Here is a 26199-nt window from a genome sequence, read left to right as displayed (position 1 = left end):
CTACATACATAACGGACATACTGGTCGCTATGGACGAAAGGGAACACAATATGGGCGAGAACAACTCGGGGGACGGGCAGCGGATGCCCGGCGAACCGGACTTTTCTAACCGTGGCCAGAAGCCGGTGCGAGGGGGTGGCGGGCCGCAGGGTGGAGTTCACCGGGATCACATGCGCTGGGAGGCACAGCAGAGGCCGATGCAGGAGCCTGCCACGCAGGTAGGGCCGGCGGTACAGCCTACGCAGCCTGCACAACCGGCACAGCCGGCGCAACCGAGCTCGCAGCCCTTCCCACAGCAGCAGAGCCCGCAGCAGTCGCCGCAGCCGACATCAGTGCAGGCTCCGCCGCAGCCACCGCAGGGGCCTACTACACCGGCGGGGCCGGGGCAGGAACCTTTCGCAGATCCGTACCAGCCCCAGCTGAGCAACCAGCCGCAGGAAAAAAAGCGCTGGTCCACCCCGGCCGTTGCAGCACTGCTGCTGGCAGGTGCTGTAGTTGCTTCCGCCGTCACATACGTGGGCATGGATTCGATCAACGGCAACCAGGCCAGCAACAACGCCACATCTTCCTTCGATAACTCCAACAGCGGTAGCAAGTCTTCACAGGATAAGAAGGCTTCCAACCCGGTGAAGCCGGGCAGCACCACCGACATTGCCAACAAGGTTCTGCCCTCTGTGGTTTCCATCCGAGTTATGACGTCCCGGGGCGGAGAAGAAGGTTCCGGCTCGATCATTTCCTCCGACGGCTTGATCCTTACGAACAACCACGTAGTCGCGGGTGCCCAGGACGGGCGCGCGAAGATGGAGGTTACCCTCAACGACGGCCGCACCTTCGAGGCAGAGGTGGTGGCCACCGATCCGCCCACGGATATTGCGGTTATCAAGGCAAAGGACGTCACGGACCTGCAGCCCATCGAGTTCGGCGACTCGGACATGGTGAATGTCGGCGAGGACGTGATGGCGATCGGCTCCCCACTGGGACTGTCAGCCACGGTAACCACCGGCATCGTTTCGGCGAAGAATCGCCCCGTCCAGGCCTCGGGTGAGGACGGCGGCGAGGCTTCCCTTATCGACGCGATCCAGACCGATGCCTCCATCAACCCCGGTAACTCCGGTGGTGCCCTGGTGGACATGGAGGGCAAACTCGTCGGCATTCCCTCCGTCATTGCTTCGACCGGTGGCGGGGAAGTGGCCGGTTCCATCGGCCTGGGCTTTGCCATCCCGATCAACCAGGCAGAGCGCATCTCCAAGCAGCTGATCGATAACGGCAAGGCCGAGCACCCGATCATCGGTGCGAAGGTCGACACCCGCTCTAGCGAGAACGGTGCCGTCATCGCGGATGTGAACAAGGACAGCCCTGCGGATAAGGCGGGCTTGAAGAAGGGCGATCTGGTTACTCACGTGGATGATCGGCGCGTGGATTCGGGCGTGGGGCTGATCGCAGCTATCCGTTCGCACGCCGTGGGCGACAAGGTCAAGCTGAAGGTCAAGGATGGCCCTGATGGCGAGGAACGGGAGGTCGAGCTGACGCTCACCGCCGCCGAGTAAACCCCCCATTCCCGTTCGCCTGTACAGCCGAGGGCGAACGGGATACTTTATTAGTTACATCCGTTTATCGATTCAGGAGGATCGCCGTGCCAGCTCGGAAGGCTAAAGAAGGATCTGCGGACATTAACGCGGACATCAACGAGGTCATGGCCATGAGTTCCGTCGATCACGCACAGGTGGACCGTCTGGCAGAGGAGATCCCGGAGCCGGACGACGCACTGTTCCACACCCTGGATGCCCAGGAGCGCACCCGCGAACAGCTCAGCAACGAGCCGCCTCTGCGCGCCATGGTCGTGCTGGTCACCGACTTCCCGGAGGAAAAGGCCAAGAACGGCGAGCTGGTTGCAGAGCTGCTGGCAGAGGAAGGCTTCCTCGTCGATGCCGTGCTGAACGTCGAGTCCCGCAAGTCCGCAATCCGCAAGGTAATCCAGACCGCTGTGGTCGGCGGTGCCGACCTCGTCGTCACAATCGGTGGCACTGGCACCGGCCCGCGCGATAAGACTCCGGAGGCCACCCGCGCCGAGCTGGACCGCAAGGTTCCGGGCATCGCTGAAGCCCTGCGCGCCTCCGGTTTGGCGGCTAACTCCCTGGACGCGGGCCTGTCCCGCGGAGTCGCCGGTATTTCCGGTTCGACCGTGGTGGTCAACATCGCCGGATCCCGTGGCGCGATCCGCGATGGCATGGCCACTCTTGGCCCACTGGTTCGCCACGTTGTCGGCGACATGAATAACCGGGCCTAGCATGAGCACTGGCCGCTCGGGCAAGAGCCAGCCGGGTCGCCGCCGTCGCAGGTTCTACGGCAAGGTGGGCAAGGTCGGCCAGGTTGGGGGCTCGGGTTCTTCTTTTATTGACGCCATCGCCTCCGGCAAAGCAAAACCCCACTCAAGCCCTTCACGGGATGAGTGGGGTGACGATCGCCCTTCCGCAGAGCAGGAGCGCCGATTCCTAGAGGAACAGCGCCCGCCGCACTGGGGCTAACGGGGGCTGGGGGTTAGCTCTCTGCGTGCTTGCCGGTCGGCTCTGCCTCGCCGCCACGCTGCTCCACCAGCAGGTCGCGGATCTCGGCCAGCAGCTCGGTCTCAGTAGCAGCAGCCTCCTCCGGCTCGATGCCCTTGCGGCGAGCGTTCATCTCAGCCAGCTTGTTCATCGGCATGATCATCACGAAGTAGATGACGGCAGCGATGATCAGGAAGTTGACGGCGGCGGTCAGGACAGCGCCGATGTTGACGAACGTTGCATCGTTGCCCTCGCGGAGGTGGAAGCCCATTCCGAACTCGGGGGAGCCGCCGACTGCAGCCAGGAGCGGCTCGACGATGCCGTTGGTGAAAGCGGTGACGATGGCGGTGAAGGCACCGCCGATGATGACGGCTACGGCAAGTTCCATGACGTTGCCGCGCATGATGAACTTCTTAAAACCTTCAAGCATTGCGCAAAAGACCTTTCTTGTCCGCGACCTAGCGCAGACTTTTTAAAGCAATTAAAAGATGGGGAAGTATCCGAGGTCGTGGATCACAGCGTCTACGACCAGATCGTGGTCTTGGCAGGGAACGTCGCGGGTGAATTCTTCGTGGTCTACCACTGCCCACACCTTCACATGCGATGGGCGATTGGCAAGAGTTCGATCATAGAAGCCACCGCCCTGTCCGAGCCGTGTCCCATGATAATCAATCGATAGAGCAGGTGTAACTATTACATCGACGCATGTCGGGAAAGTGTGAATTGCATTACTCTCCGAGTCGCTTACGGGCTCGCCCACCGGCTCGAGTATTCCCCACGTGCCTTCGACGAGGTTTGGGTTGTCCGGCTGATATTCGATCCATTCGAGACTGGGGGCGTCACCACGAACAACGCGAGGAAGCAACACTCGCGCTCCAGTGCGCGCCAGGACATCGGGAAGATCCGCGCCGCCCGGCTCGCCCGGGAGGGGGACATATCCGCAGATGGTGGAAGGTGTGCAGGGGAGATCCGCGAGAGCGTCCAAGAGGTGAGTCTGAATGCTTCGGTCGCGAAAGGGGCGCTCGTCGAGGCGGTCGGCGCGGGCAGCGCGCACTCGGGCGCGGGCGCGCTTCTTCAACTCAGAGGGGGTGCTCATCGCCTCAAAGCCTACTGCAAAAGAAAACTCTCCTTAAGTGGTGTGTAGAGCACGAAACCCGGAGCTTAAAGCGCTACTATTCCGGCATGACTTCTAGCCCTACGATCTCCACGTCCGAGCAAGCCGCACTGCGTACCGTCGTGGTCCCGGCCGCCGGGCTTGGAACCCGCTTTTTGCCCGCCACCAAAACCGTTCCCAAGGAACTGCTGCCCGTCGTGGACACTCCCGGGATCGAACTGATTGCAAAGGAAGCCGCCGATGCAGGTGCAGACCGCTTGGCGATTGTGACGGCTCCGAAGAAGGGCGGGGTGCTCGGCCACTTTGATACCGACGAAGAGCTGGAGCGTACGCTAGAGCAGCGCGGCAAGACCGACCAGCTGAACAAGGTGCGCGCTACCGACGGGCTGATCGACGTGGTGGCTGTCGAACAGGAGAAGCCGCTCGGCCTGGGGCACGCCATCGGGTTGGCGGAAGAGGTGCTGGATGACGACGAGGATTGCTTCGCCGTCATGCTGCCGGACGACCTGGTTCTGCCGATGGGCGTGATGGAGAAGATGCTTGCCGTGCGCAAGCAGTACGGCGGATCCGTGCTGTGTGCCTTCGAGGTGCCGCGCGAGGAGACGAGCAACTACGGAGTCTTCGAGATCGACGAGGCGGACCACGCCGACGTGAAGATCGTGAAGGGCATGGTGGAAAAGCCGGCCGTCGAAGATGCTCCGTCCAACTTCGTAGCCACCGGGCGCTACCTGCTGGATCGACAGGTATTTGATGCTCTGCGCCGCACGAAGCCGGGCAAGGGTGGGGAAATCCAGATCACCGACGCCATTGAGCTGATGATTACCGAAGGCCACCCTGTGCACATCATCGTTCACCACGGCCTACGCCATGACCTAGGCAACCCGGGTGGGTACATTCGAGCTTGTGTCGATTTCGCGCTTCAGAATGAGACATATGGCCCCAGCCTGAAGACCTGGCTGCGGGAGCGCCTGAACCAGGAAAACTAGGGGCAACAAACATGCGATCGGTCGAAGAACAACTGGCAATCATCACCTCTGCGGCGGTGACCCCTGAGCCAGTGCGCATCGCCATCACCGAGACTCTGGGGCTGCGCTGCGCCGAAAGGGTCGAGGGCGCCGAGCCGCTGCCCGGATTCGACCAGGCCGCCATCGACGGCTATGCCGTGCGCAGCGTGGATATTCGCCAAGCTCTGACAGCCGCCCGGGGCGGCGACGCCGACCGAGACCCGGAGGATGCCGCGGCCGCGGAGAACACCAGCGGTGTGAAGGAAACCCTGCCGATCGTCGGCGACGTAACCGCCGGCTCCCTGCGTCCGATCCGTTTGCAGCCGCGCCAGGCGGTGCGGGTGGAGATGGGCGCGCCACTGCCGACCCTGGCGGATTCGGTGCTCCCACTGGACTGGGTGGAAAAGGAAGGCCGCAAGATCCGCCCGTTGGAGGCCATCGCCTCCGGCGAGTTCGTGCACCGGAAGGGCTCCGACGTGCAGCCCGGCGACGTTGTCGTGGAGGAAGGCGCCGTCATCGGTGCCGCCCAGGTGGGCTTGCTGGCCGCTGTGGGGCGATCCAAGGTGCTGGTTTACCCGCGCCCGCGCCTGTCGGTGCTCTCCTTCGGCCGTGAACTGCTGGACATCGACCGCGACCCGGCTGTGGGCCAGGTTTACGACGTGAACTCCTATGCCCTGGCCGCCGCCGCCCGCGAAGCCGGCGCGGACGTGCACCGCGTGGGCATCCTCAGTGGCGAGCCGCGCAAGATGCGCGAGGTGCTGGAAAGCCAGCTGCTGCGCTCCGAGGTCGTGGTGATCTCCGGCGCAGTGGGAGGTGCGGCCAGCGACGAGCTGCGGGAAATCCTCTCCGAGATGGGGGAGATGGACATTCAGCGCATCGCCATGCACCCGGGTTCAGTCATGGGCTTCGGCACGTTGGGGCAGGACAAGGTGCCGACCTTCCTGCTGCCGGCCAACCCCTCCGCCGCCCTCGTTTCCTTTGAGGTCATGGTGCGCCCGCTGGTGCAGCTGATCCGTGGCCGCCGTCAGGCCACCCGCCGCGTGGTTCCCGCCCGCACGATCGCCGGCATCGCCTCGGCTCCCGGTCGCCGTGGCTTTATCCGCGGCCAGTTGATGCGCGACCGGGAGACCCGCGAGTTCCTGGTGGATCCCCTCGGAGCGGTGAACGGCGGCGAGCCGACCCACCTGCTGGGCAGCCACGGGCAGGCTAACTGCCTGATTGTGGTGCCTTCCGATGTGACGGACGTGGCACCGGGGCAGGAAGTGGACGTGCTGTTCCTCAGCAACAAGGATTAGCCCACCCGTGCTTCATCGACTGCGCGCCGCCTTCGCCCCCACCGCGGTGCCCGAACAGCGCTCGCGAACCGTTTTGAGTCGTGGGCACATGTATGGAGATCTTAATGACGCCCCCACGGTCGCCCTGCCGGTAACTCTGCGTCCCGTGCGCGCGACCGACGGGGCGCAGTGGAGCGCCGCGCGGATCGAAGATCAGAAACTACTGCAACCTTTTGAGCCGACCGTGCAAGGGGACTGGGAAGCAGCACACAGCCCGCAGGCCTGGCGGCAGACTTTCCACAACCTGCAGGTCCTGTCCGCCGACCGCCTGCTGGTGCCGATGGTCATCGACATTGATGGGGAGTTCGCGGGACAGCTGACGATCGGCAATATCCAATACGGAACCGTATCCAGCGCGTGGATTGGCTACTGGGTGCACTCGCGGTTCCAGGGCCACGGCGTGGCCACTGCGGCGGTAGCGCTGGGCGTGGACTTGGGGATGCAGGTAGTGGGGCTGCACAGGATAGAGGCTACGGTCATGCCGGAGAACGTGGCGTCCAGAAAAGTGCTAGAGAAAACCGGCTTCCGCATCGAAGGGCAGCTACAGCGAAACCTGCACATCAACGGCGAATGGCGGGACCACCTGCTGGTGGCGCAGACTCAGGAGGAAACGGCGCCGGACGGGGTGGTGCGCAGGCTGGTGAACCGCGGAATCTTGGGGCTGGCTGTGAACCGAAACTAGCCTCGGCGTGGCGAGCGCGGATATAGGGGTTACGCGGGTAGCGTGGCAAGCACTTGACCATTCACGCTGCCCGCATAAGCTTCACAAACTTCGAGGAGAACTGATACACGTGTCCGGCTCCCTTTTGCTCATTGCCGCCGTTTGGTTGGTGCTGCTGGCGCCGCTTCTGCTGCGCAACCAGAAACCCGTGCGACGGACTGCCCAGGCACTGAGCGAGACCCGCGTGCTGCACCGAGGTGGCAGCACCCTGAAGGCGAAGCGCAAGCTCAAGCCGGCCGAGGGCCTGTACATGTCCTCTGATGACGACGAACTGGAGCTGGTCGACGCAGAGCCGGAGTATGTCCTGCTGGAAGACGAAGATTCCGCAGCCGGCGCGAAGTCGGGCAAGCCGCGTGGGCTGCGGGCGCTGATGAACACGAAGGGCAGTGAGCGCAGCGAGGATAGCGTGGACGCTGAAGTCGTTGACGGCGAAGTGGTAGACGCTGAGATGGTCGATGCTGAGGTAGTGGACGCCGAAGCAGCAGATGCCGAAGCAGTAGATGCCAAGGCGAAGACCGCGGAGGCGACCGAGCAGACGGACGCGAACGCCGATGACTCTGGCACGGCAGATAAGGGCTTCGGCAGGGGCGCCGAGAAGGTCTCCGAAAAGGTCGTGGCAGCGGCATCTGCGGGCAGCGCAGTGCGTTACACCGCCCAGGATGAAATGGACACCGGCGAGTTCTCCCCGGTGAAGAAGGCGGAGATGAGCGCTGAGTCTGCTGAGTCTTCTGGGTCTTCTGAGTCCAGCGACTCCAGCGATTCCACGGAGCACGCCGAGCAGTCCGAAGAGCAGAGCGCCCGCCAGGCCGCATACGCCGCAGTCCCGACTGAGTACGTGCGCGGTGGGGACGTGAAGGCGTCACCAGATTTGGTAGACCACGTCGATGAAGCACCGACGGGCAAGAACCTGGACATCCTCGAGGACTCCGACGAGCTGAGCGAGGCCGATCTGCAGTACCTGGCGTCCCGCCGTGGTCGCGGTGTGTACGACCCGGTAGCCTCCGCGCGCCTGGCCCGTGAGCGACAGAACCGCCGCAAGAAGGTGCTGCTGGTGCTGCTGGCGCTGTGCGTCCTGACCTTTGGCGCCAGCCTGGCCCTGGGCAGTGGCGTGTGGCTGACCTTCGTGGCCATGGTTGCCTTCACCGCCTTCTACCTGGTGATGCTCCGCCGCCAGGCCATCGAGGAGCGCGAGCTGCGCCACCGCCGCCTGGTGCGTATGCGCCGCGCCCGCCTGGGTGTGCGCAACACGGAGGACGACGAGCTGGGCGTGCCGGATCGCCTGATCCGCCCGGGCGCCGTGATCCTGGAAACCGACGAAGACGACCCGGCCTTCAGCAACCTGGAGTACGCCGACGGCAGCGACTTCTTCGACGTACCGGGCGGGGGCTCCGACGCGGGCGCACCATCCGCTTCCGCCGCAGACGAGGAATACCTCGACCCGCGCTCCGGCATCCGCGCGGTCTAGGAGTAAACCTCCCGCATGCTGAACCACCCCGCAGCGCGTGACGCGGCCCTGCTGCTCCTGCGCCTTGTCACCGGCGTGATCTTCATTGCCCACGGTTGGAAGAAAGTCTTCATCGACGGCATGGGCGGAGTAACCGGCACCGTCGCCACCTTCGACCGCCTGCACATTCCGCAACCAAAGGTCAGTGCCTGGGCGGCGGCCAGTTTCGAGATGCTCGGTGGCGCGATGCTCATCGTTGGTCTGCTTACCACGGCAGTCGCAGGACTCTTCGCCATCTACAGCGCACTGGTGCTGTACTTCGTGCACTGGTCCAACGGTTTCTTCGTCGCCGATGGGGGCATGGAGTTTGTGCTGCTCCTGGTCGTCTCGCTTATGATGATTGTTGTTTTCGGCGCGGGGCGCGCGAGCCTGGACAAGGCTCTCTCGCGCTTCGGCTGAAGTTGAGTCAAGCACGCAAGAGGCGGGATTAAGCGCATGGACTGTCAAGCGGTCAGGACCTCAATGTCCGCCCGGCTCGACGGCGAGACCGCCGAGCTGTCCGACGACCTCGTCGACGCGCACCTTGCCGCCTGTGAAGACTGCCAACGTTGGTATGCCACCGTCACCGCACTGGGGCGCCGGATGAACGTCTCCGCCACCCCAACGGATGATGGCCCCACGACGGAGCCGGGCGACGAACAGAAGGCGGCGCTCCTCGCACAGGTGCTCGAGCAGGCCGATCACAACCCTCAGATCAGCGGAGGCCTGCGCCGCCGTCAGCTGCCTCTCTACTTTGGTCGCTTCGCCCTTGTTGCCGTGGCGCTGGTTTATGTTGTGTGGGGCCTGTCGCTGTTGTTCGGCTCGCCTATTGGGGATGACGCCGACTCGTCTCAGCTTCGACTAGTCTCCGACGCGGCGACGATGCGCTTTGCACTGGCCGGTGGCCTCCTGTGGGCAGCTTGGCGCCCGAAAGCGGCTGCCGCAGTGTTGCCGATCTACCTGGGGCTATGGGCTTTCGGTCTAGGGTTCGCAACGCGGGAGATCGTGCTGAGCATGGTCGGGGAAGGTGGCAGCCTGACCACACTCTGGCTGCTGCTGGTGCACTTGGCGGCGGTCGTGGCCCTGGTCGTGGTGTGGGCTGGCAGGCAGAACGTGTTCATGCCGCTGCAGCAGTCGCTGCGCGCGCTGATGGCCCAGCCGGTGAACTTCAGCCCGAGCGACGCCCGACGCAACTCCACCTTCGAGCTCGGCGAGCCGCGACCGCGGGGCTGGGATTAGCGCCAGGAAGGCAGCCACATCCGCATGTCGAAGGCGAAATCGGAAAGCGGAGTGGCCGTGTAAATCGGCAGGAAGTAAAGAAAGTTCCAGACCACCAGCATCAGGTAGATCACTACCAGCAGCTGACCGGGGCGAGCCTTCACGAAGGTCTTAGGGGAGGAGTGCGGCTGGGCGGCAACGTCCGGGCGCTGCCAGCGCAGCAGCTGCCCCAGGGCCATCGCCAGCGCAATCGCCAGGAACGGAGCCAAGTTGGCTGCGTAGAACAGGTACATCTGGCGATCGAGGTTGACTAGCCAAGGCAGGAAGCCGGCGGCGAAGCCGATGACGGGCACCACCCAGCGGCGGTCTTTATGCACGATCAGGCACCATAGCCCCCACAGCATGACGGGGACGCAGAACCACCAGATAGCGGGCGTGCCGACCAGCAGGATCACCTTGTGGATGCCCTCGTCGCTGGACGGGTTGTAGTACATCAGCGAACGGCTGGAAACCAGCCAGGACCACGGCTTGGACTCCCAGTTGTGGTGGTGGCCGTTAGAGTTCGTCAGCTCCGTGTGAAAGCGCATGACGGACACGTGATAGTAGATGAAGTTCTGCAGGGCATCGGGCAGGAAAGACCAGAACCAATCCCCGGTGGTGTTGGTGTACTGCTCGGACTCCACGGCGTGGCGGAACACGCCCGTTTCGGAGGCGAACCAGGCCCGCCAGCTGACCACGTACAGAATCGCGGGGACGATCACGATGGAAAAGAAGGAGGGCAGAGCGTCGAAGAAAGCGGTCCCGAGAAGGGGACGGCGCACGCCGAAACGGCGGCGTCGAAAGTAATCAACCGCAACAATCGTCACCCCGAAGAAGGCCATGTAGTACAGGCCATTCCACTTCACCGAAAGCGACAAGCCCAGCGCCACGCCCGCGGCGAAGCGCCACCAGCGATAGCCCATGCGCGGGCCGAGGGCGAAATCGTGGATCCGGTCAGCGGCCCAGACGTGCTGGAAGCGGGCCTCCATCTGCTCGGCATCCCGCACCGCGAAGTAAGTCGCCAGGCACACCAGGAACACCTGGAAGTGGTCCAGCATGGCCGAGCGCCCCGTGACGAAGAGGATCCCGTCGCACAGGGCAATAATGCCGGCGAATAAACCGATGAGGTCGGACTTCGACACTCGGCGCGCAATCGTGGCAATCAGCAGGATCGTCATCACAGCCAGCAGGGCGGACATGATTCGCCAACCCCATGGCGTATAGCCGAACACCGCCATGCCCAGCGCCTCGAACTGCTTGCCCAGGGGCGGGTGGACGACCAGGCCGTAGCCGGGATTGTCTTCGATGCCGCCGATCAGCGGGTTAGACCAGCTCTGCAGAATCTGCCAGGCCTGCGGCACATAGTGCTTCTCGTCGAACACCGGGGTGCCCGCATCCGTGGGGCGCTGCAGCATCAGTAGGCGGCTGAGCGCACCGAACAGGCCGAGGACAACCAGGATGCCCGTCCACCGGGTGAAAGTGAACGTGTGGCGCCCGGACGCAGCGGTAGACACGCGACTGTCCACGTCGGTTGTGGCGCGCTGGTCGGCGGACACTGCAGGAGCGTCGGCAAGCGGGGGAGTCGGTGTGGTCGGCACGAAAGCCAACTGTAGTAGAAGCACCGGACAATCGGGCGCACTGGCGGGCATACTGGCGGGTATGAGTGAACCCGTAGATGCCAAGACTCTTTCCGCCGACGCAGCTACTGCGCTGCTTACCCGCGCCGCCGAGAATAGGCCTCTGCCGCAGGGAGGAATCATCTTGGCGGCCACGCCGCTGGGCAATCCGCTGGATGCCTCGGTGCGGCTGATCGACGCGCTGGCCAGCGCCGACATCGTAGCCGCGGAAGACACCCGCCGCACCCGGGCGCTCGCGGACACGCTAGGCGTTGAGATTTCCGGCCGGATCTACTCCAACTTCGACCACAACGAGGCCGAACGGGCGGAGTTCTTCGTCGAGCAGGCCGAGCAGGGCCGGCGCGTGCTGGTGGTGACAGACGCCGGAATGCCCTCCGTCTCCGACCCCGGTTTCCCGCTGGTCGTCGCTGCCCGTCGCGCGGGAGTGCCGGTGACGTGCCTGCCGGGACCCTCCGCGGTGCCGACCGCTCTGGCGCTATCCGGCCTGGGGGTGGGCCACTTCGCGTTCCTGGGCTTCGCCCCACGCAAGGACGGCGCCCGGCGTTCGTTCTTTGGTTCTTTTAGTGACGCCCCCTACGCCGTCTGTTTCTTCGAATCCCCGCACAGGCTGGCCAAGACTTTGCAGGTGGCAGCCGAAGAGCTGGGGGATCACCGGCAGGCGGCGGTGTGCCGCGAGCTGACGAAGACCTTTGAAGAGGTGAAGGTCGGCGGGTTACGCGAGCTGGCCGAGTGGGCGGAAAGCGGTGTGAAGGGGGAGATCTGCGTGGTGGTGGATGCCGCGGACGAGCAGGCGGAGCCGGACGTGGAATCGCTGGTTTCGCTGGTGGAGCAAAAAGTGGCGGAGGGGGAGCGCCTGAAGGCGGCGGCCGGGGACGTGGCGAAGGCCACGGGGGTGAGCAAGCGCGAGCTTTATGAGGCTGTGCTGCGTGGACGCGAGAAAAGTTAGATTTTTTTAAAAGTTTTTAACCAGGCAGCGCGGTGGGTGGCTTCTGTGCGGGATAAAACCAGGTGAACTGGGCTTTATGAGGGAGTGAGGCAGGGGTTAAGAGCGCCATCCGGGCGCGGTTCGGGTACCGGTGCGGTTGAAAAGCCCCCACACTACCCCCCAATATTGAGGAATGACTGTATCAAGAGAAGAAGTAGCACCGACTGAGGCTGATCAGGAACAGTCCATCGACTGGGTGGTCACGGGCTGCGCGGCAGCCCTCATCCTGGCTGTCGTGTTGTGGGGTGTGCTCGGTGGCGATAGCTTCGCCGCTTTCGCCTCCACGGCACTGAGCTATGTCGTGGGAAGCTGGGGCTGGTTGTACGTCCTCGCCGGCACGGTGTTTGTCGGATTCATTCTGTTCATTGCGTTCAGTAAGTTCGGGCACATTCGCCTGGGCAAGGATAACGAGCCACCGGAGTTTAACAGCATTTCCTGGGTGGCCATGATGTTCGCCGCAGGCATGGGAATTGGCTTGATGTTCTACGGCGTGACCGAACCGTTGACGTACTACCGCGACGGTGTTCCGGGAGCGCAGAACAACGATGTGGCCAGCTCCTTCGCCTCCACTCTGTTCCACTGGGGCCTGCACCCGTGGTCGTTGTACGCCATCGTGGCGCTGGCCATTGCATATGGCACCTTCCGTCTGGGCCGTAAGCAGTTGCTATCCGCGGCGTTTATTCCGTTGATCGGGGAGAAGCGCGCCGAGGGCGCGCTGGGCAAGATCATCGACATTGCCGCCATTTTCGCGACTGTCTTTGGTACTGCGGCTTCCCTGGGCTTGGGTGCAGTGCAGATCCAGTCCGGTCTAGATGCCACGGGGCTGATTTCTAATCCTGGCACGTGGGTGATCGTCGGCACCATCGTGATCCTGGGGCTGTGCTTCCTGGCTTCCGCCGCCTCCGGTGTGGGTAAGGGCATTCAGTACCTGTCCAACACCAACATGGTTCTGGCCGGTCTCCTTGCGCTGTTCGTCCTGATCCTCGGGCCGACTGTGGTGATTCTGAACCTGATACCGACCTCCCTGGGTAACTACCTGTCCCAGTTCTTCCAGATGGCCGCCCGCACCGCCAACTCCGGCGACGGTGCGGATGAGTGGCTGGGCAGCTGGACCATTTTCTATTGGGCATGGTGGGTCTCCTGGTCTCCGTTCGTCGGCATGTTCCTCGCCCGCATTTCCCGCGGCCGTACGATCCGCGAGTTCGTATGCGTGGTCCTGATGGTGCCGACCATGGTGACCATCATCTGGTTCTCCATCTTTGGCGGCGCTGCTGTTAATGCGGAGGAGACCGGCAACTCCATCTGGGGCGATGGCGAGGCGACCAGCCAGCTGTTCAACCTGCTGCAAACCCTGCCGATGGGCCAGGTGGCAAGCATCGTTGCGATGATTCTGCTGGCGACCTTCTTCATTACTTCCGCAGACTCCGCCTCCACCGTCATGGGTTCCATGTCGCAGCGTGGACAGCTGGTCGCCAACCGTGGCGTTACTGTGCTGTGGGGTGCGCTCACCGCGATTATCGCCCTGATGCTGCTGCTTACCGGTGGTGACGAGGCGCTGACCAACCTTCAGAACGTGACGATCATCGCCGCCAGCCCGTTCTTGCTGGTGATTATCGCCCTGATGTTCTCCATCTACAAGGCTCTGTCTAACGACCAGCTGTACCTGGACGAAAAGGCACAGCGGGAATACGCCCTGCGTATGGCTCGCGAGCGTCGTATCAACGAGCAGAGCGAAGCTAAGGCCGCTAAGCGCAGCCGTCGTTACGGCGGGAGCGATGTTCCGCAGGCCGTCGCAGACGGCAATGCAGAGCATTCCTAAGCCGGGCTGCTTTCGCGTCGTGGTAGGGGATCACCTAATCTAAGGGTTATGTCGAAACGAGTTCTCACCTCAGTTGCATGGCCCTACGCTAACGGCCCCCGCCACATCGGCCACGTCGCCGGATTCGGCGTGCCTTCGGACGTTTTCGCACGTTATCAGCGAATGGCTGGCAATGAGGTGCTCATGGTTTCGGGCACCGACGAGCACGGCACCCCGTTGCTGGTGCAGGCGGAGAAGGAAGGCACGACCGTCCAGGAACTGGCGGATCGCTACAACCGCATCATCGTCGAGGATCTCGCGGGCCTCGGCCTTTCTTATGACCTGTTCACCCGCACCACCACCCGCAACCACTACGCGGTCGTGCAGGAGCTCTTCACCGGCCTGTACAACAACGGCTACATGGTCACTCAGACCACCCGCGGTGCCATCAGCTCTTCCACCGGTCGTACCCTCCCGGATCGCTACATCGAGGGCACTTGCCCGATCTGTGGTGCCAATGACGCCCGCGGCGATCAGTGCGACAACTGCGGAAACCAGCTGGATCCCGAGGACCTGATTGATCCGCGTTCCAAGATCAACGGTGAAACGCCGGAGTTCATCGACACCGAGCACTTCATGCTCGACCTGCCGGCACTGGCAGAAGCCCTCACCACGTGGCTGAAGGGCCGCACCGACTGGCGCCCGAACGTGTTGAAGTTCTCCCTGAACCTGCTGGAAGACATCCGCCCGCGCGCCATGTCCCGCGACATCGACTGGGGCGTGCCGATTCCCGTCGAGGGCTGGCAGGACAACAACGCCAAGAAGCTCTATGTGTGGTTTGACGCCGTCGTGGGCTACCTCTCGGCGTCCATCGAATGGGCCTGGCGAATCGGCGACCCGGATGCCTGGAGGAAGTGGTGGAACGACCCGGAGGCCCTGTCCTACTACTTCATGGGTAAGGACAACATCACTTTCCACTCCCAGATCTGGCCGGCAGAGCTGCTGGGCTATGGCGGTCAGGGTTCCAAGGGCGGCGAGGCTGGCGATCTGGCCGATCCGGCGCTGAACCTGCCGACGGAGGTCGTATCCTCCGAGTTCCTGACGATGTCGGGTTCCAAGTTCTCCTCCTCCAAGGGTGTGGTGATCTACGTGCGCGACTTCCTGAAGGAATTCGGCCCCGACGCGCTGCGTTACTTTATCGCCACCGCTGGGCCGGAGACCACCGATACGGATTTCACCTGGGACGAGTTCGTTCGCCGCATTAACTCCGAGCTAGCCAACGAGTGGGGCAACCTGGTGAACCGCACCGTCTCCATGGCTCACAAGAACTTCGGCGAGGTTCCCACCCCGGGACCGCTGACCGCAGAGGACGAGGCGCTGCTCGCCGAGTCCGCCAAGGCATTCGAGGTTGTCGGCGATAACATCAACCTCTCCCGCTTCAAGGCCGGCATCACCGAGGCCATGCGCATCGCGGGACGTGCGAACCAGTACATCGCGGCTATGGAGCCGTGGAAGTTGGCGAAGGACGAAGACCAGCGCGAGCGCCTGGCTACGGTTCTGTACACCGCTCTGCAGGTTGTCTCCGACGTGAACACCCTGCTGACCCCGTACCTGCCATTCTCCGCGCAGAAGATCTTCGAAACTCTCGGCGGCGAGGGCATCTGGGCGGCCCAGCCGGAGGTTGTCGAGGTCAAGGATGAGTCTCCGCGCCAACCGGTGGGCGTCGGGTTGCCCGAAGAAGGGCGCACCTACCCCGTCATCATGGGCGACTACACCAAGCAAAAGGCCACGTGGGCGCGCCAGGAGATCCAGCCGGGCACTAAGCTCAGCAAGCCTAAGCCGCTGTTCCCGAAGCTCGACCCGGAGCTGGCGGAGACCGGCCCGGAGTGGGCGCCGGTGCAGAAGTAGCGGGCTAGTCCGCGCGGCGCAGGCCGGTGATGGGCGAGAGTACCTCGTGGACGGACTCGACTCCGTGCCAGGGGAAGGCCTCCCAGCCGCGACGCTTGGCGGCATCGAGGTTAGTCTGCCGGTCGTCGAAGTAGATCAGGGAAGCGTACTCGTGGCCGGCGGCCGCCGCAGCCTGCTCAAAGCGGCGGAATGCGCCCTGGTGGGGCTTGGTGAAGCGCAGGTCGGGGGAGAAGCAGGTGACGGCCGCACCACTAGTCCAATCCTGATCCATCACGGCCTCCATGACCGGGCGCGGCGCGTTGCTGAAGATGCCCCATGGCTGGTCGATGGCGTTCAGGTGGTTCAGCAGGTTCAGAACGGAAGTGTTCACGGTGGAGCACAGGCGCGTGTCGGTCTCCAGCAGCTCCGCGATCAGTTCCTCGGTGGGCTGCACGCCGGCGGCGCGGCAGAGGGTGGTGAAGTAGTCGTTCGGCCCCATCGACAGGCTGTAGCTTTCGCGGTAGCGGCCGTAGGCTGCCTCGAAGCTAAACGGGTCGGTGATGATGGTGGGGACACTGGTCTGGCTGCCGTTGTTGGAGCGAGACTGAATGTTGGCGTGGCGGATCATCACGGTGGTGAGCTCGCGCAGGGTGTGGCGGCGCTGAACCAGTACGCCGCCCAGGTCGAAGACGATCAAGTGTTCCATGGTGTTGGTGCCTGCCTTTGCAGTCGCAATGTAGCGGGAGGTTGCTGGTCTAGTAGGGTTTGTAGCTAGTGTGACGCGCCCGCGTGACTAGAAAGTGGCGCCGACGCAAAGCTAAGACGAACCGGGGGTGAACAAAATGACGAAGATGACCAGTGCGGCCAGTGCGACCCGCCGAGTGCCCTCCGCGGTAGCATTCATCGCTGCATTTGCAGTGCTGTTGACCAGCTCCAACCTGCGCAGCCCTGTCAGCGCCTTCCCGCCCATCGCCGACGAAGTTCGCACTGGCCTCGGCGCCTCCGACCTTTTCATCGGGCTGGTCGGCATGGCGCCTACGGCCATGTTCGCCGTCGCCGCGGTTCTTTCCAGTCCTTTAGCCAAGGCGCTATCCTTCCGCGCGGTCATCAGTACCGCCATGGTGCTGGCCACCGCCGGATTCGGCCTGCGCATGGCGGCGCCCAACGAGCTGGCATTCCTCGCCGGGACGATGATCGGCCTGGTTGGAGTGGGTATCACCAACACCCTGCTGCCTGCTGTTATTAAGGATTACTTCCCGTTCAAGCTAACGGTCATGTCTATCGCCTACATGGCCGTCGGGCAGGTCAGCATGGCTACTGCATCCGTGGTGTCCGTTCCGCTGGCCGAGCTCGGCGGATGGCGCGTGGCGATTGGAGTCTGGGCGATTCCGCCGCTGTTGGCGCTGCTGTGCTGGGGTGTTCTCGTGTTCTCGGTGACTCCGGGAACCGCGGCCCAGCGCGGCAGCGAGATGTTGCGACAGGCGCACCCGCGGAAGCTACTGGGCGTCATAAAGAACAAAAACAGCGAGTCGCGCGGCACGTATCGGCACATGTGGCGCAACCCCGTGAGCTGGGGGATCGTAGTGATGTTCGCCATGACGTCCTCCATTTCCTATTGCTTCATCACATGGGCGCCGAAGATCATCGTGGAATCCGGTGGATCGGCGCAGCTCGGCGGCATCATCGGCGGAGTGTTCGCGCTGGTCGGAACTGCCTCGTCGTTTATCGTTCCGTGGATGACCTCCCGCTTTGAGCGCGGCGCGGCATGGGTGACGATCCTGTCGTGCAGCTGCATGTTCGTGGCGCTGCTGATGGTGATCACCGACCCGATGCGCCTGCCAGTGATGTGGATTTCGCTGGTCTCGCTGGGCTGCTCTACCTTCCCGCTGGGGCTGATGCTAATCGCCACCCGCACCCGCGAACCGAAGGCCGCCGCCGTTCTTTCTTCGGGCGCGCAGGGTATCGGGTACACGGTTGCCTGCGTTGGGCCTTTTGGTTTTGGTGCTCTTTATGACGCCACTGCGTCCTGGACCGCCGGACTGTTGGTTCTTGTGGGGTTCAACTTCGTTTTGCTGGCGGCGGGCCTGGTGGCCAGCCGGAAGGTGTTCGTGGACGATCGCGCGTAGAACCGCCTAGGGAGCACCGCCTAAGGGAGCGCTAGGGTGGTGGGCATGGCAAAAAAGAAGCGTCCGACACCCGTTCCGCCCGAGCCGATCGTCCCGCTGTTCGACTCGCACACCCACCTGTGGTCCACAGTGCTGAAGAATCAGCGCCGGCAGGACGTGGTGGGGTCGGACGCAGGGGATAGGACGTTTGGGGAGGAAGATCACCGCCGACTGGTGGGTGAGTTTATGGATCGCGCCTGTGCCGTGGGTGTACGCGGCGTGTGCACCGTCGGTGACGGTATCGAAGAGACGGAGAAGGCCTTGCAGGCTGCGGAGTTCCACGACCGCGTGTGGGCGGCCTGCGCCGTGCACCCGACTAAGGCTCAGACGGTGACGGGGGCAGTGCGCGAGCGCTTGCGCGAGATGGCCTTCCACCCGCGCTGCGTAGCGATCGGCGAGACCGGCCTGGATGCGTACTGGATCGGCAAGGATCCAGGAGACGGGGAGGAAACCCCGAGCATCGAGGTGCAGGAAGAGGCGCTGCGATTCCACATCGACCTAGCCTGCGAATCCGGCAAGGCGCTGATGATCCACAACCGTGAGGCCGATGCCGACCTGCTGCGGGTGCTCGCCGACGCGCCGCAGCCGGAGAATGTGATCCTGCATTGCTTTTCCTCCCCGCTGGATGTGGCCAAGGAATCGCTGGATCGCGGCTACGTGCTGTCTTTCGCAGGAAACGTGACCTTCAAGCGCAATGAGGAGCTGCGCGAGGCGGCGCGCATTGCCCCGGCGGAACAGATTCTGGTGGAGACCGATGCGCCCTACATGACCCCTGAGCCTTTCCGGGGTGCGCGTAACGAGCCAGCCTTTGTTGGCTACACCGCCGCCTGCGTGGCGGAGCAGCGGGGGATGGCGCCGCAGGAACTGGGAGAGCTGGTCACCGCGAACGCTCAAAGGCTCTACGGGATCGATCTGGGCGCTTAGTGCACACTGTGGTTTTACCGGTATCTCTGCAGGTGTCTCCGCTAGTGAGGTTCCTGTTTCTGGTGTGACGCCAGGTAACGAAAAGGTATAGAAATTAATGCATGTTGGGGGTTGTGGCTGCTGTTACCGCAGCTGTACCCCCATATTTGTGATTTGCGGAACAATTTGGCCTGGATCTTTGTTTAACAAGGATCGTTATCGTATTGTGACAAAAGTTGAGAAAATCGGCGTTCGGGCGCCCCGTTGCTACGTGCACAGAACGTGGCGAAGTTGAAACCTAAAGGGCGTCAGTAACAAGAGAGGCAACGATCTAGTGTCACCGAAGAAGAAGTCCCACCTGCACCGCATTAACAACACCAGCTCCACCCCGCTGCGCATCGCCACGGGTGGCATGCTCGCGACCCTGGTTGTCGGCGGTGGCGTTGCGGTGGCAGGGCAGAAGTCGGTCACTCTGGACGTCAACGGCGACATTATCCAGGCCAGCACCATGTCCGGCGACGTCGAGGGCGCGCTGAAGTCCGCAGGCGTGGAGATCGACAACCGTGCCATGGTCACCCCGGCGCTGGACGAGGCTATCGGCGACAACTCCAAGATCACTGTCCGTAGCGCCCGCACCGTGGCTCTGACTATCGACGGCAAGCAGGAGAAGATCGATACCACTGCACTGACTGTCGGCTCCCTGCTGGACCAGATCGGCCGCAGCGACGCTGCGAGCGAGCTGTCCCAGGCGCGTAACCAGGAGATCCCGCTCGATGGCATGGAGCTGGAGATCGTTACCCCGAAGAAGTTCACCCTGAACGACGGTGGCAAGGACGGCCGCATGAGCCTGCCTGCCCGCACCGTGGGCGAGATCTTCGAGATGCGTGGCACCCCACTGGGCAAGGATGACAAGGTCACCCCGGCCGCCAACACCCCTCTGAAGGAGGGCATGCACGTCGAGGTCACCCGCATCGCCAACCGCGAGGAGACCAAGGTCGAGGAGATCCCGGCTCCGGAGCGTGTGAAGGAAGACCCGAACATGCCCGAGGGCGAGGAGAAGGTCGTAGAGAAGGGCGCGCCGGGCAAGGCTCGCGTTGTTGCGACCGTCCGCACCGTCAACGGCGAAGAGGTTAGCCGCGAGGAGAAGTCCAGCAAGGAGATCGCCGCTCCAAAGGAGCGCGTAATCATCCGCGGCACCAAGAAGGCTGACAAGGCCGACGACAAGGGCTCCAACACTGGCGCGGCAGCCCCGGCTGTGGCCAACGGCTCCGTCTGGGATCAGCTGGCACAGTGCGAGGCCGGCGGCGACTGGTCCATCAACACCGGCAACGGCTTCTCTGGTGGCCTGCAGTTCACCCCGTCCACCTGGGCTGCTTTCGGTGGCACCGAGTATGCACCGGCTGCCCACATGGCTACCCGCGAGCAGCAGATCGCAGTTGCCGAGCGCGTGCAGGCCGGACAGGGCTGGGGCGCATGGCCTGCCTGCACCTCCAAGATGGGTCTGCGCTAAGCCTTAGGCCATTGCCGAGCACTGCCGAGCATGGCTGTGCATAGTTATGCACAGCAGCGCAGCAACCTCGGTTTTTATCGGGCACCAGCTCGACTATCCTGTGAATGGTGAATGAACGGAAGATTCGGCTGCTGGGGCCCAATGAGATCCGGCAGCTCGCCGAGGAACTGGACCTAAACCCCACTAAGAAGCTGGGGCAGAACTTCGTCCACGACCCCAACACGGTGCGCAAGATCGTCAAGGCCGCCGATGTCACCGCGGACGACAACGTGGTGGAGATCGGCCCTGGCCTGGGCTCTTTGACCCTCGCGCTGCTGGAAACCGGCGCGAGCGTTACCGCCGTGGAGATCGATCCGCGCCTGGCCGCGAAGCTGCCCGCCACCCTGGAAGAACAGGGTGCAGGCGAGGCCGATGCGGCGGTGATCCTCAAGGACGCGATGGCGGTCACGGCGCAGGACTTTGCCGACGCTGGACGCCCCCTTCCCACCGCACTGGTGGCGAATCTTCCCTATAACGTCTCCGTTCCCGTGCTCTTGCATATGCTGGAGGAGTTCCCCAGTATCGACCGCGTTCTGGTCATGGTGCAGCTGGAAGTCGCCGACCGTCTGGCCGCCGCTCCCGGATCCAAGATCTATGGTGTGCCCAGCGTGAAGGCTGGTTTCTATGGCTCCGTCACCCGCGCGGCGACCATCGGCAAGAACGTCTTTTGGCCAGCGCCGAAGATCGACTCCGGCCTGGTGCGCATCGACCGCTACGCCGAAGGGGCGGAGCCGTGGGCCGGCGGGCAGTCGGGCGCCGAACAGTTTGACGCAGACCAGGGTGTTGGACAGCTGGATGCCGAGCAGCTGCGCCGCGAGGTCTTCGCTCTGGCAGACGCCGCCTTCCTGCAGCGCCGCAAGACGCTGCGCGCCGCCCTTTCCGGCCACTTCGGCAGCGGCCAGGCGGCCGAAGATGCGCTGCGAAGCGCGAGGATCGACCCGACCCTTCGCGGTGAGAAGCTCTCGACGGAACAGTTCGTGCAGCTGGCCGTGGCTTCGCTGAGGGGTGCGCAATGACTGTTTCCCACATCTTCGGTCCGCAGGAGCCCCAGTACCGCTCCGTCACAGCTAGTGCGCACGGCAAGGTGAACCTGCATCTCGGCGTGGGGCCGGCCCGGGAGGACGGATACCACGAGCTTGACACGATCTTTCAGGCCGTCTCGCTGAAGGAAGAGGTCACCGTCGCGCTGCGGGATGCACAAGGTGCGCAGGACGCACATGATGCCGAAGCTGTACGAGAGGCCGAAGTTGCGCAGGAGGCCGCTGACGCGGCGCCGTGCACCTGGAGCGTCTCCGGCTTCGACAGCCACCTGGTGCCACAGGATTCCAGCAACCTGGCGTGGAAGGCCGTTGCCGCAATCCAGAAACTGGCACGAGACGCGCACGTCCCCTGGGCCGACGAACCCGTGCACATCCACATCGACAAGGGAATTCCCGTTGCCGGCGGAATGGCCGGGGGATCGGCGGATGCGGCAGCCGCGCTGGTTGCGGCGACAGAGCTGTACTTCCCGGACCCGCGTTCCCCGCGCCGCCCGGACGGCGCACAACTGTCCGGCATCGCAGCCGACCTGGGCGCCGACGTGCCCTTCTGCCTGCTCGGCGGCACGGCAAGGGGTACGGGCAAAGGGGAAAACCTCATGCCCGTCATCGCCACGGGCACCTATCACTGGGCCATCGCCACCGACAAGCGCGGCCTATCCACCCCGGAGGTGTTTAGACAGCTGGACCAGCAGCGCGCCGCTGCCTCGGAGGCCAGCCCCAAGGCCGCGCGAGCTGGAAGCCCTGAGGGGCTGATCGCAGCCCTGCGGACAGGCAACCCGGAAGAAGTGGGAAAGCTGCTGGTTAACGACCTGCAGGCCCCAGCCATCAGCCTGCTGCCCAGCCTGCGCGAGACCCTGAAGGCCGCCGAGGAGGCCGGCGCCATCGCCGCGATCGTCTCCGGCTCCGGGCCCACGGTCGCCATGCTGTGCGCATCCGCTGACGACGCGGTGGAGGTCGCGACAGCCGTTAGCGTGGCCGGGAAAGCCAGCTCCACGATGACGACGAGTTCCCCAGCTGCGGCTGCGGGCGTCATAAAAAGGGAAGAAGTACTTGAGTAACCTCATCAACTTAGAAAAAGTCTCGAAGAGCTACGGGCTCAAGACCCTGCTCGACGACGTGAGCCTCGGTGTAGACAGCAGCGACCGCATCGGCGTGGTCGGGCTCAACGGCGGTGGTAAGTCCACCCTGCTGAACATCCTGAGCCGGAAGGACGAGCCGGACTCCGGGCGCGTAAGCCACAACAACGACCTGCGCATGGCCATGGTCACCCAGGACGTGTTGCGCGACGCGCCGGAAGACATGACTGTCGCCGGGGCAGTGCTAGAACCGCTGGGTCTGCAGGAATACGAATGGGCCGGCGACCCGAAGGTGCGTAGCGTACTCAACGGGCTGGACATCGCCCGGCTGGGGCTGGATACTCCCGTGCACTCGCTGTCCGGTGGCGAGCGCCGCCGAACCGGCCTGGCCGCCGCGTTGGTGCAGGATCTGGACCTGCTGATCCTCGACGAGCCGACCAACCACCTGGACGTCGAAGGCGTGCAGTGGCTGGCCGAGCACCTGCTGGGGCGCAACACTGCGCTGGTTGTGGTCACCCACGACCGCTGGTTCCTGGATACCGTCGCCAACCACACCTGGGAGGTGCACGACGGCGCGGTGGACGTCTATGAGGGTGGCTACAACGACTGGACTTTCGCCCGCGCCGAGCGCGCCCGGCAGGCGGACGCGGCCGAGCAGCGCCGCCAGAACCTCGCGCGCAAGGAGTTGGCGTGGCTACGCCGCGGGGCGCCCGCGCGAACCTCGAAGCCGCGCTACCGCATCGAGGCCGCGGAATCCCTGATCGCCGACGTGCCGCCGATGCGCAACAAGGTGGAGCTGATGAGCTTCTCAGCGCGCCGCCAGGGCAAGAAGGTCATCGAGCTGGAGAACGCGCGCATCGCCACCCCGGACGGGCGCACCCTGGTAGAGGACCTGACCTGGCGCTTGGGGCCGGGCGAGCGCATCGGCCTGGTGGGGGTGAACGGTTCCGGCAAGACGACCCTGCTGCGCACCCTGGCGGGCGAGGCGCCGCTGGAGCAGGGGCGCCGCGTCGAGGGCAAGACCGTGCGCCTGGGTTGGCTGCGGCAGGAGCTAGACGACCTGGATCCCACGAAGCGCCTGATTGAGTCTGTCGAGGATATCGCCAGTTACGTGACCTTCGGCGACAAGGAGATCAGCGCCTCCCAGCTGGCCGAGCGGCTGGGCTTCAGCGCGAAGCGCCAGCGTACGCCCATCGGGGACCTGTCGGGTGGCGAGAAGCGCCGCCTGCAGCTGACCCGCGTGCTGATGGCCGAGCCAAACGTGTTGCTGCTGGATGAGCCGACGAACGACCTGGACATCGACACCCTGCAGGAGCTGGAAAGCCTGTTGGACGAATGGCCCGGCACGCTCGTGGTGATTTCCCACGACCGTTACCTGATCGAGCGCATCTGCGATTCCACCTGGGCGCTGTTCGGCGATGGGCGGCTGACGAACCTGCCCGGCGGCATCGAGCAGTACCTGGAGCGCCGCAAGCAGGAGGCCAGCGATGAGGGGCGCAAGAACACTCTGACCTTCGACGCTGCGGATTCTGGTTCTGGTAGCTCCGGCGCCACCGGTTCTGGCGCTACTTCTTCTGGACGCCCCAGCCTCGGCGCCAAGGAAGTCCACACACTCACCAAGGAAATGAGTGCGCTGGAAAGGAAGATGGCCAAGATCGAGCAGAAGATCAATTCCATCCACGAGAAAATGAACGAGGTGGCGGAAAAGGCAGCTACCGGCGAGCCCGTGACTGACGAGCTAGCCGCGCTGGATAAGGATCTGAAGGCCAACCAGGAAGAACACGGCGAGCTGGAGATGCAGTGGCTGGAGATCGGGGAGAAGCTTGAAGATAGCTGATGTCGCCTCCGCCGCAGAGGAGGAAATCACTGGGAAGCTAAGCGCCGCTAGGGATCAGTGGGAGGCCCACGTGGACCCCGGTGGTGTGATCGTCGGTGCGCTGCTGTTCGCGGCTTCGCTCACGCCTTCGCTGCTGCCGCGCGACTGGCTGTTTCAGGGCGTGGTCGCAGGTATCTCCGGCGGCACCGGCTATACCGTTGGTGTGTTCCTCCACTGGTTGTGGGAAGCCTTCCTGCAACGGCGCTTCAACGAGCCCATGGGACGGGGCCGCCGCAAGGCCCTGGGGCTGCTAGAGAAGCTACAGCATAAGCTGGAGCTCAGCGACCGAGGGATGCGGAAGCTGAAGAATGGCCTGGAGATTGGCTTCGTGGCCGTCGTGATCTTGGCACTACTTGTGTGGGTTTCCTTCGCCGTGCGCTGGCAACGAGAGTTGGCACATTTGATGGACGCGGAGGCTTATACGGCGGCCGAGTTCCTGCTGGTGCTGCCCATCGGCATCGGACTGTGGACGCTGATCGTGCTGGTGGGCAAAGGTCTGCTGTGGCTGATCGAGGCCTTGGAAGATGGCCCCGTGGGGCGCCGCTTGGGTGGGGTTACCCGCCCGCTGTTCGCCTGGCTGGCCGTCGGCATGGCCGTGCTTTTCCTGGTGGATACCGTCGTTCCCGGCACGGTTGTCAGCGCCACCGAACGGGTGTTTTCGGTCCGGGATCAGGAGATTCGGGAAGACCTGGTGCAACCCCAGGTGCCGGAGCGCTCCGGTAGCCCGCAGTCGCCCAACAAGTGGGAGGACCTGGGGGCCTTCGGCACTAGGTTCGTCGGCTTGGGGCTGTACAAGGACGAGTTGGAAGAGCTGACCGGCCGGCCCAGCAAGGAACCCATCCGTGTGTACGCCAGCCTGGAAAACGGTGCAGAGGATACGGATAAAGCCCGGGCGGAAAGCGTAGTCGAGGAGTTGAAGCGGACGGGCGCGAAGGACCGCGAGGCGTTGCTCGTGGTGCCCGCGACCGGCACCGGGTGGGTGAACCCCACGGCCGCCCAGGCCTTCGAGCTGATGTTCGACGGCGATTCCGCGATCGCCTCCGCCCAGTACTCCTACCTGCCCAGTGGCGTGCAGTTCATCGCTGACCAGCAGCGCGTGGAAGACGCGGGAGAGGCGCTGGTCTCCACCATCGTGGACTGGTGGCACACCCTGCCGGAGAACGACCGCCCGAAGCTGTACGTCTACGGCGAATCGCTGGGCACCAACGCGGGCAGCGGGGCATTCTCTGGCGTGCGCGACATCGTCTCTAGCGTGGATGGCCTGCTGTGGGTGGGGCCACCGAACTCAAACAAGCTGTGGCACGACCTGGTGGATCGGCGAGACCCCGGCTCGCCGCAAGTGTCTGCGGAATACGCGGGCGGGCTGAATGTCCGCTTTGCGGAGAACTCCGATGAGATCTGGCGGTGGCGTCGAGAAGAAGACCTGACCTCGCGCGCCGGGTGGCACCAACCGCGAATCCTGTTTATCCAGCACCCTTCGGACCCGGTGGTGTGGTGGTCGCCGTCGCTGATCGCCCAGGAACCCGATTGGCTGAAGGAACCGGCCGGCTTTGACCGCTCGCCGTCTATGTCCTGGATCCCGTTTGTTACCTTCTGGCAGGTCACCATGGACCTCCCGGTTGCGGCCAACGTGCCGAACGGCCACGGGCACAACTACGGCAACAGCGTGCTGGACGGGATGCTGGCGATGGTCGGCGGGAGGGACTTCAACCCGCAGCGCGCCGAGGAGCTTCGTGAGCAGCTGGACGAGGCGATGGAATCGCAAGGCCCGGAGAAGGAAGTCGGCGTGGACAACGGCTAGGGCCGGAGGCAGTACCGAGTGCAGGG

At 64.0% G+C, this 26199-nt stretch carries 23 protein-coding genes; 19 read left to right on the top strand and 4 right to left on the bottom strand.

Annotated elements, in window-relative coordinates; translation table 11 throughout:
• Positions 1 to 50 precede the first annotated feature (50 nt).
• From L8V00_RS05000 to L8V00_RS04990, 3 genes are all read left to right on the top strand, one after another.
• A complete protein-coding gene (locus L8V00_RS05000) occupies positions 51 to 1547 on the top strand; it encodes a S1C family serine protease (protein ID WP_269944374.1) in 1497 nt (498 codons plus the stop codon).
• An 86-nt stretch (positions 1548 to 1633) separates the two neighbouring features.
• Positions 1634 to 2287 carry a MogA/MoaB family molybdenum cofactor biosynthesis protein gene (locus tag L8V00_RS04995; RefSeq protein WP_083293821.1) on the top strand — a complete coding sequence of 218 codons (654 nt, stop codon included), beginning with the start codon at positions 1634 to 1636 and terminating at the stop codon, positions 2285 to 2287.
• A gap of 1 nt (position 2288) precedes the next feature.
• Positions 2289 to 2525, top strand: a complete 237-nt coding sequence (locus L8V00_RS04990) for a hypothetical protein (protein WP_269944373.1) — start codon at positions 2289 to 2291, stop codon at positions 2523 to 2525.
• 13 nt (positions 2526 to 2538) lie between these two features.
• Here L8V00_RS04990 and mscL read toward each other — a convergent pair whose 3' ends face one another.
• A complete protein-coding gene (mscL, locus tag L8V00_RS04985; RefSeq protein ID WP_035004486.1) occupies positions 2539 to 2973 on the bottom strand; it encodes a large conductance mechanosensitive channel protein MscL in 435 nt (144 codons plus the stop codon).
• Positions 2974 to 3024: 51 nt separating this feature from the next.
• Positions 3025 to 3639, bottom strand: a complete 615-nt coding sequence (locus L8V00_RS04980) for a 5-formyltetrahydrofolate cyclo-ligase (protein ID WP_269944372.1) — start codon at positions 3637 to 3639, stop codon at positions 3025 to 3027.
• A gap of 86 nt (positions 3640 to 3725) precedes the next feature.
• On the opposite strand from L8V00_RS04980, the gene L8V00_RS04975 reads away from it, so the two are divergent.
• From L8V00_RS04975 to L8V00_RS04950, 6 genes are all read left to right on the top strand, one after another.
• Positions 3726 to 4643 (top strand): UTP--glucose-1-phosphate uridylyltransferase, encoded by a 918-nt coding sequence (locus L8V00_RS04975; RefSeq protein ID WP_192816650.1) that lies wholly within the window; start codon positions 3726 to 3728, stop codon positions 4641 to 4643.
• Positions 4644 to 4654: 11 nt separating this feature from the next.
• On the top strand, positions 4655 to 5956 hold the full coding sequence (glp, locus tag L8V00_RS04970) for a molybdotransferase-like divisome protein Glp (protein ID WP_049049200.1): 1302 nt from the start codon (positions 4655 to 4657) through the stop codon (positions 5954 to 5956).
• A 7-nt stretch (positions 5957 to 5963) separates the two neighbouring features.
• Complete coding sequence (locus tag L8V00_RS04965; RefSeq protein WP_269944371.1) at positions 5964 to 6677, top strand: GNAT family N-acetyltransferase; 714 nt, start codon at positions 5964 to 5966, stop codon at positions 6675 to 6677.
• Between the two features lie 109 nt (positions 6678 to 6786).
• Entirely contained in the window at positions 6787 to 8181 is a 1395-nt protein-coding gene (sepX, locus tag L8V00_RS04960; RefSeq protein ID WP_269944370.1) for a divisome protein SepX/GlpR, read from the top strand.
• Between the two features lie 15 nt (positions 8182 to 8196).
• Positions 8197 to 8619, top strand: a complete 423-nt coding sequence (locus tag L8V00_RS04955; RefSeq protein ID WP_080722694.1) for a DoxX family protein — start codon at positions 8197 to 8199, stop codon at positions 8617 to 8619.
• A gap of 36 nt (positions 8620 to 8655) precedes the next feature.
• The gene (locus tag L8V00_RS04950; protein ID WP_035004479.1) at positions 8656 to 9438 is read left to right on the top strand and encodes a zf-HC2 domain-containing protein; all 783 of its coding nucleotides are present in this window, start codon (positions 8656 to 8658) and stop codon (positions 9436 to 9438) included.
• Here the strand turns inward: L8V00_RS04950 and L8V00_RS04945 are convergent.
• A complete protein-coding gene (locus L8V00_RS04945) occupies positions 9435 to 11105 on the bottom strand; it encodes a dolichyl-phosphate-mannose--protein mannosyltransferase (RefSeq protein WP_269944369.1) in 1671 nt (556 codons plus the stop codon). The genes L8V00_RS04950 and L8V00_RS04945 overlap by 4 nt on opposite strands.
• Positions 11106 to 11115: 10 nt before the next feature.
• Between L8V00_RS04945 and rsmI the strand changes: the two genes are divergently transcribed.
• The 3 genes from rsmI (at position 11116) to metG (ending at position 15784) form a co-directional block, all read left to right on the top strand.
• The gene (rsmI, locus tag L8V00_RS04940) at positions 11116 to 12039 is read left to right on the top strand and encodes a 16S rRNA (cytidine(1402)-2'-O)-methyltransferase (RefSeq protein ID WP_269944368.1); all 924 of its coding nucleotides are present in this window, start codon (positions 11116 to 11118) and stop codon (positions 12037 to 12039) included.
• Positions 12040 to 12211: 172 nt separating this feature from the next.
• Positions 12212 to 13897 carry a BCCT family transporter gene (locus L8V00_RS04935; protein ID WP_269944367.1) on the top strand — a complete coding sequence of 562 codons (1686 nt, stop codon included), beginning with the start codon at positions 12212 to 12214 and terminating at the stop codon, positions 13895 to 13897.
• A 48-nt stretch (positions 13898 to 13945) separates the two neighbouring features.
• Entirely contained in the window at positions 13946 to 15784 is a 1839-nt protein-coding gene (gene metG, locus L8V00_RS04930; RefSeq protein WP_269944366.1) for a methionine--tRNA ligase, read from the top strand.
• 4 nt (positions 15785 to 15788) lie between these two features.
• Here metG and L8V00_RS04925 read toward each other — a convergent pair whose 3' ends face one another.
• Positions 15789 to 16469 (bottom strand): HAD family hydrolase, encoded by a 681-nt coding sequence (locus L8V00_RS04925; protein WP_034988180.1) that lies wholly within the window; start codon positions 16467 to 16469, stop codon positions 15789 to 15791.
• 136 nt (positions 16470 to 16605) lie between these two features.
• On the opposite strand from L8V00_RS04925, the gene L8V00_RS04920 reads away from it, so the two are divergent.
• The 7 genes from L8V00_RS04920 (at position 16606) to L8V00_RS04890 (ending at position 26173) form a co-directional block, all read left to right on the top strand.
• Positions 16606 to 17889 (top strand): MFS transporter, encoded by a 1284-nt coding sequence (locus L8V00_RS04920; protein ID WP_269944365.1) that lies wholly within the window; start codon positions 16606 to 16608, stop codon positions 17887 to 17889.
• Positions 17890 to 17934: 45 nt separating this feature from the next.
• Positions 17935 to 18852, top strand: a complete 918-nt coding sequence (locus L8V00_RS04915; RefSeq protein ID WP_269944364.1) for a TatD family hydrolase — start codon at positions 17935 to 17937, stop codon at positions 18850 to 18852.
• A 313-nt stretch (positions 18853 to 19165) separates the two neighbouring features.
• Positions 19166 to 20341, top strand: coding sequence for a resuscitation-promoting factor (locus L8V00_RS04910; protein WP_034988183.1), 1176 nt, complete (start codon positions 19166 to 19168; stop codon positions 20339 to 20341).
• Positions 20342 to 20445: 104 nt separating this feature from the next.
• The gene (gene rsmA, locus L8V00_RS04905) at positions 20446 to 21396 is read left to right on the top strand and encodes a 16S rRNA (adenine(1518)-N(6)/adenine(1519)-N(6))-dimethyltransferase RsmA (protein WP_269944363.1); all 951 of its coding nucleotides are present in this window, start codon (positions 20446 to 20448) and stop codon (positions 21394 to 21396) included.
• A complete protein-coding gene (locus L8V00_RS04900; protein ID WP_269944362.1) occupies positions 21393 to 22478 on the top strand; it encodes a 4-(cytidine 5'-diphospho)-2-C-methyl-D-erythritol kinase in 1086 nt (361 codons plus the stop codon). Before rsmA ends, L8V00_RS04900 begins: the two co-directional genes overlap by 4 nt.
• Entirely contained in the window at positions 22471 to 24333 is a 1863-nt protein-coding gene (locus tag L8V00_RS04895) for an ABC-F family ATP-binding cassette domain-containing protein (RefSeq protein ID WP_269944361.1), read from the top strand. Before L8V00_RS04900 ends, L8V00_RS04895 begins: the two co-directional genes overlap by 8 nt.
• Positions 24320 to 26173: an alpha/beta hydrolase gene (locus tag L8V00_RS04890; RefSeq protein ID WP_049049180.1), complete on the top strand. Its 1854-nt coding sequence runs from the start codon at positions 24320 to 24322 to the stop codon at positions 26171 to 26173. The genes L8V00_RS04895 and L8V00_RS04890 overlap by 14 nt, the downstream gene beginning before the upstream one ends.
• Positions 26174 to 26199 lie beyond the last annotated feature (26 nt).

The sequence above is a fragment of the Corynebacterium evansiae genome (genome assembly GCF_027570065.1).
Taxonomy (GTDB): Bacteria; Actinomycetota; Actinomycetes; order Mycobacteriales; family Mycobacteriaceae; genus Corynebacterium; species Corynebacterium evansiae.
Note: the sequence above shows the minus strand (reverse complement) of the source record. Positions and strands in the feature narration are given on the sequence as shown.

Bases quoted from the DNA above. Each gene is read 5' to 3' on its own strand.
- L8V00_RS05000 (WP_269944374.1), top strand. From the start codon at position 51: ATGGGCGAGAACAACTCGGGGGACGGGCAGCGGATGCCCGGCGAACCG.
- L8V00_RS04990 (WP_269944373.1), top strand. From the start codon at position 2,289: ATGAGCACTGGCCGCTCGGGCAAGAGCCAGCCGGGTCGCCGCCGTCGC.
- mscL (WP_035004486.1), bottom strand. From the start codon at position 2,973: ATGCTTGAAGGTTTTAAGAAGTTCATCATGCGCGGCAACGTCATGGAA.
- L8V00_RS04980 (WP_269944372.1), bottom strand. From the start codon at position 3,639: ATGAGCACCCCCTCTGAGTTGAAGAAGCGCGCCCGCGCCCGAGTGCGC.
- L8V00_RS04975 (WP_192816650.1), top strand. From the start codon at position 3,726: ATGACTTCTAGCCCTACGATCTCCACGTCCGAGCAAGCCGCACTGCGT.
- glp (WP_049049200.1), top strand. From the start codon at position 4,655: ATGCGATCGGTCGAAGAACAACTGGCAATCATCACCTCTGCGGCGGTG.
- L8V00_RS04955 (WP_080722694.1), top strand. From the start codon at position 8,197: ATGCTGAACCACCCCGCAGCGCGTGACGCGGCCCTGCTGCTCCTGCGC.
- L8V00_RS04950 (WP_035004479.1), top strand. From the start codon at position 8,656: ATGGACTGTCAAGCGGTCAGGACCTCAATGTCCGCCCGGCTCGACGGC.
- L8V00_RS04945 (WP_269944369.1), bottom strand. From the start codon at position 11,105: ATGCCCGCCAGTGCGCCCGATTGTCCGGTGCTTCTACTACAGTTGGCT.
- rsmI (WP_269944368.1), top strand. From the start codon at position 11,116: ATGAGTGAACCCGTAGATGCCAAGACTCTTTCCGCCGACGCAGCTACT.
- L8V00_RS04935 (WP_269944367.1), top strand. From the start codon at position 12,212: ATGACTGTATCAAGAGAAGAAGTAGCACCGACTGAGGCTGATCAGGAA.
- metG (WP_269944366.1), top strand. From the start codon at position 13,946: ATGTCGAAACGAGTTCTCACCTCAGTTGCATGGCCCTACGCTAACGGC.
- L8V00_RS04925 (WP_034988180.1), bottom strand. From the start codon at position 16,469: ATGGAACACTTGATCGTCTTCGACCTGGGCGGCGTACTGGTTCAGCGC.
- L8V00_RS04920 (WP_269944365.1), top strand. From the start codon at position 16,606: ATGACGAAGATGACCAGTGCGGCCAGTGCGACCCGCCGAGTGCCCTCC.
- L8V00_RS04915 (WP_269944364.1), top strand. From the start codon at position 17,935: ATGGCAAAAAAGAAGCGTCCGACACCCGTTCCGCCCGAGCCGATCGTC.
- rsmA (WP_269944363.1), top strand. From the start codon at position 20,446: ATGGTGAATGAACGGAAGATTCGGCTGCTGGGGCCCAATGAGATCCGG.
- L8V00_RS04900 (WP_269944362.1), top strand. From the start codon at position 21,393: ATGACTGTTTCCCACATCTTCGGTCCGCAGGAGCCCCAGTACCGCTCC.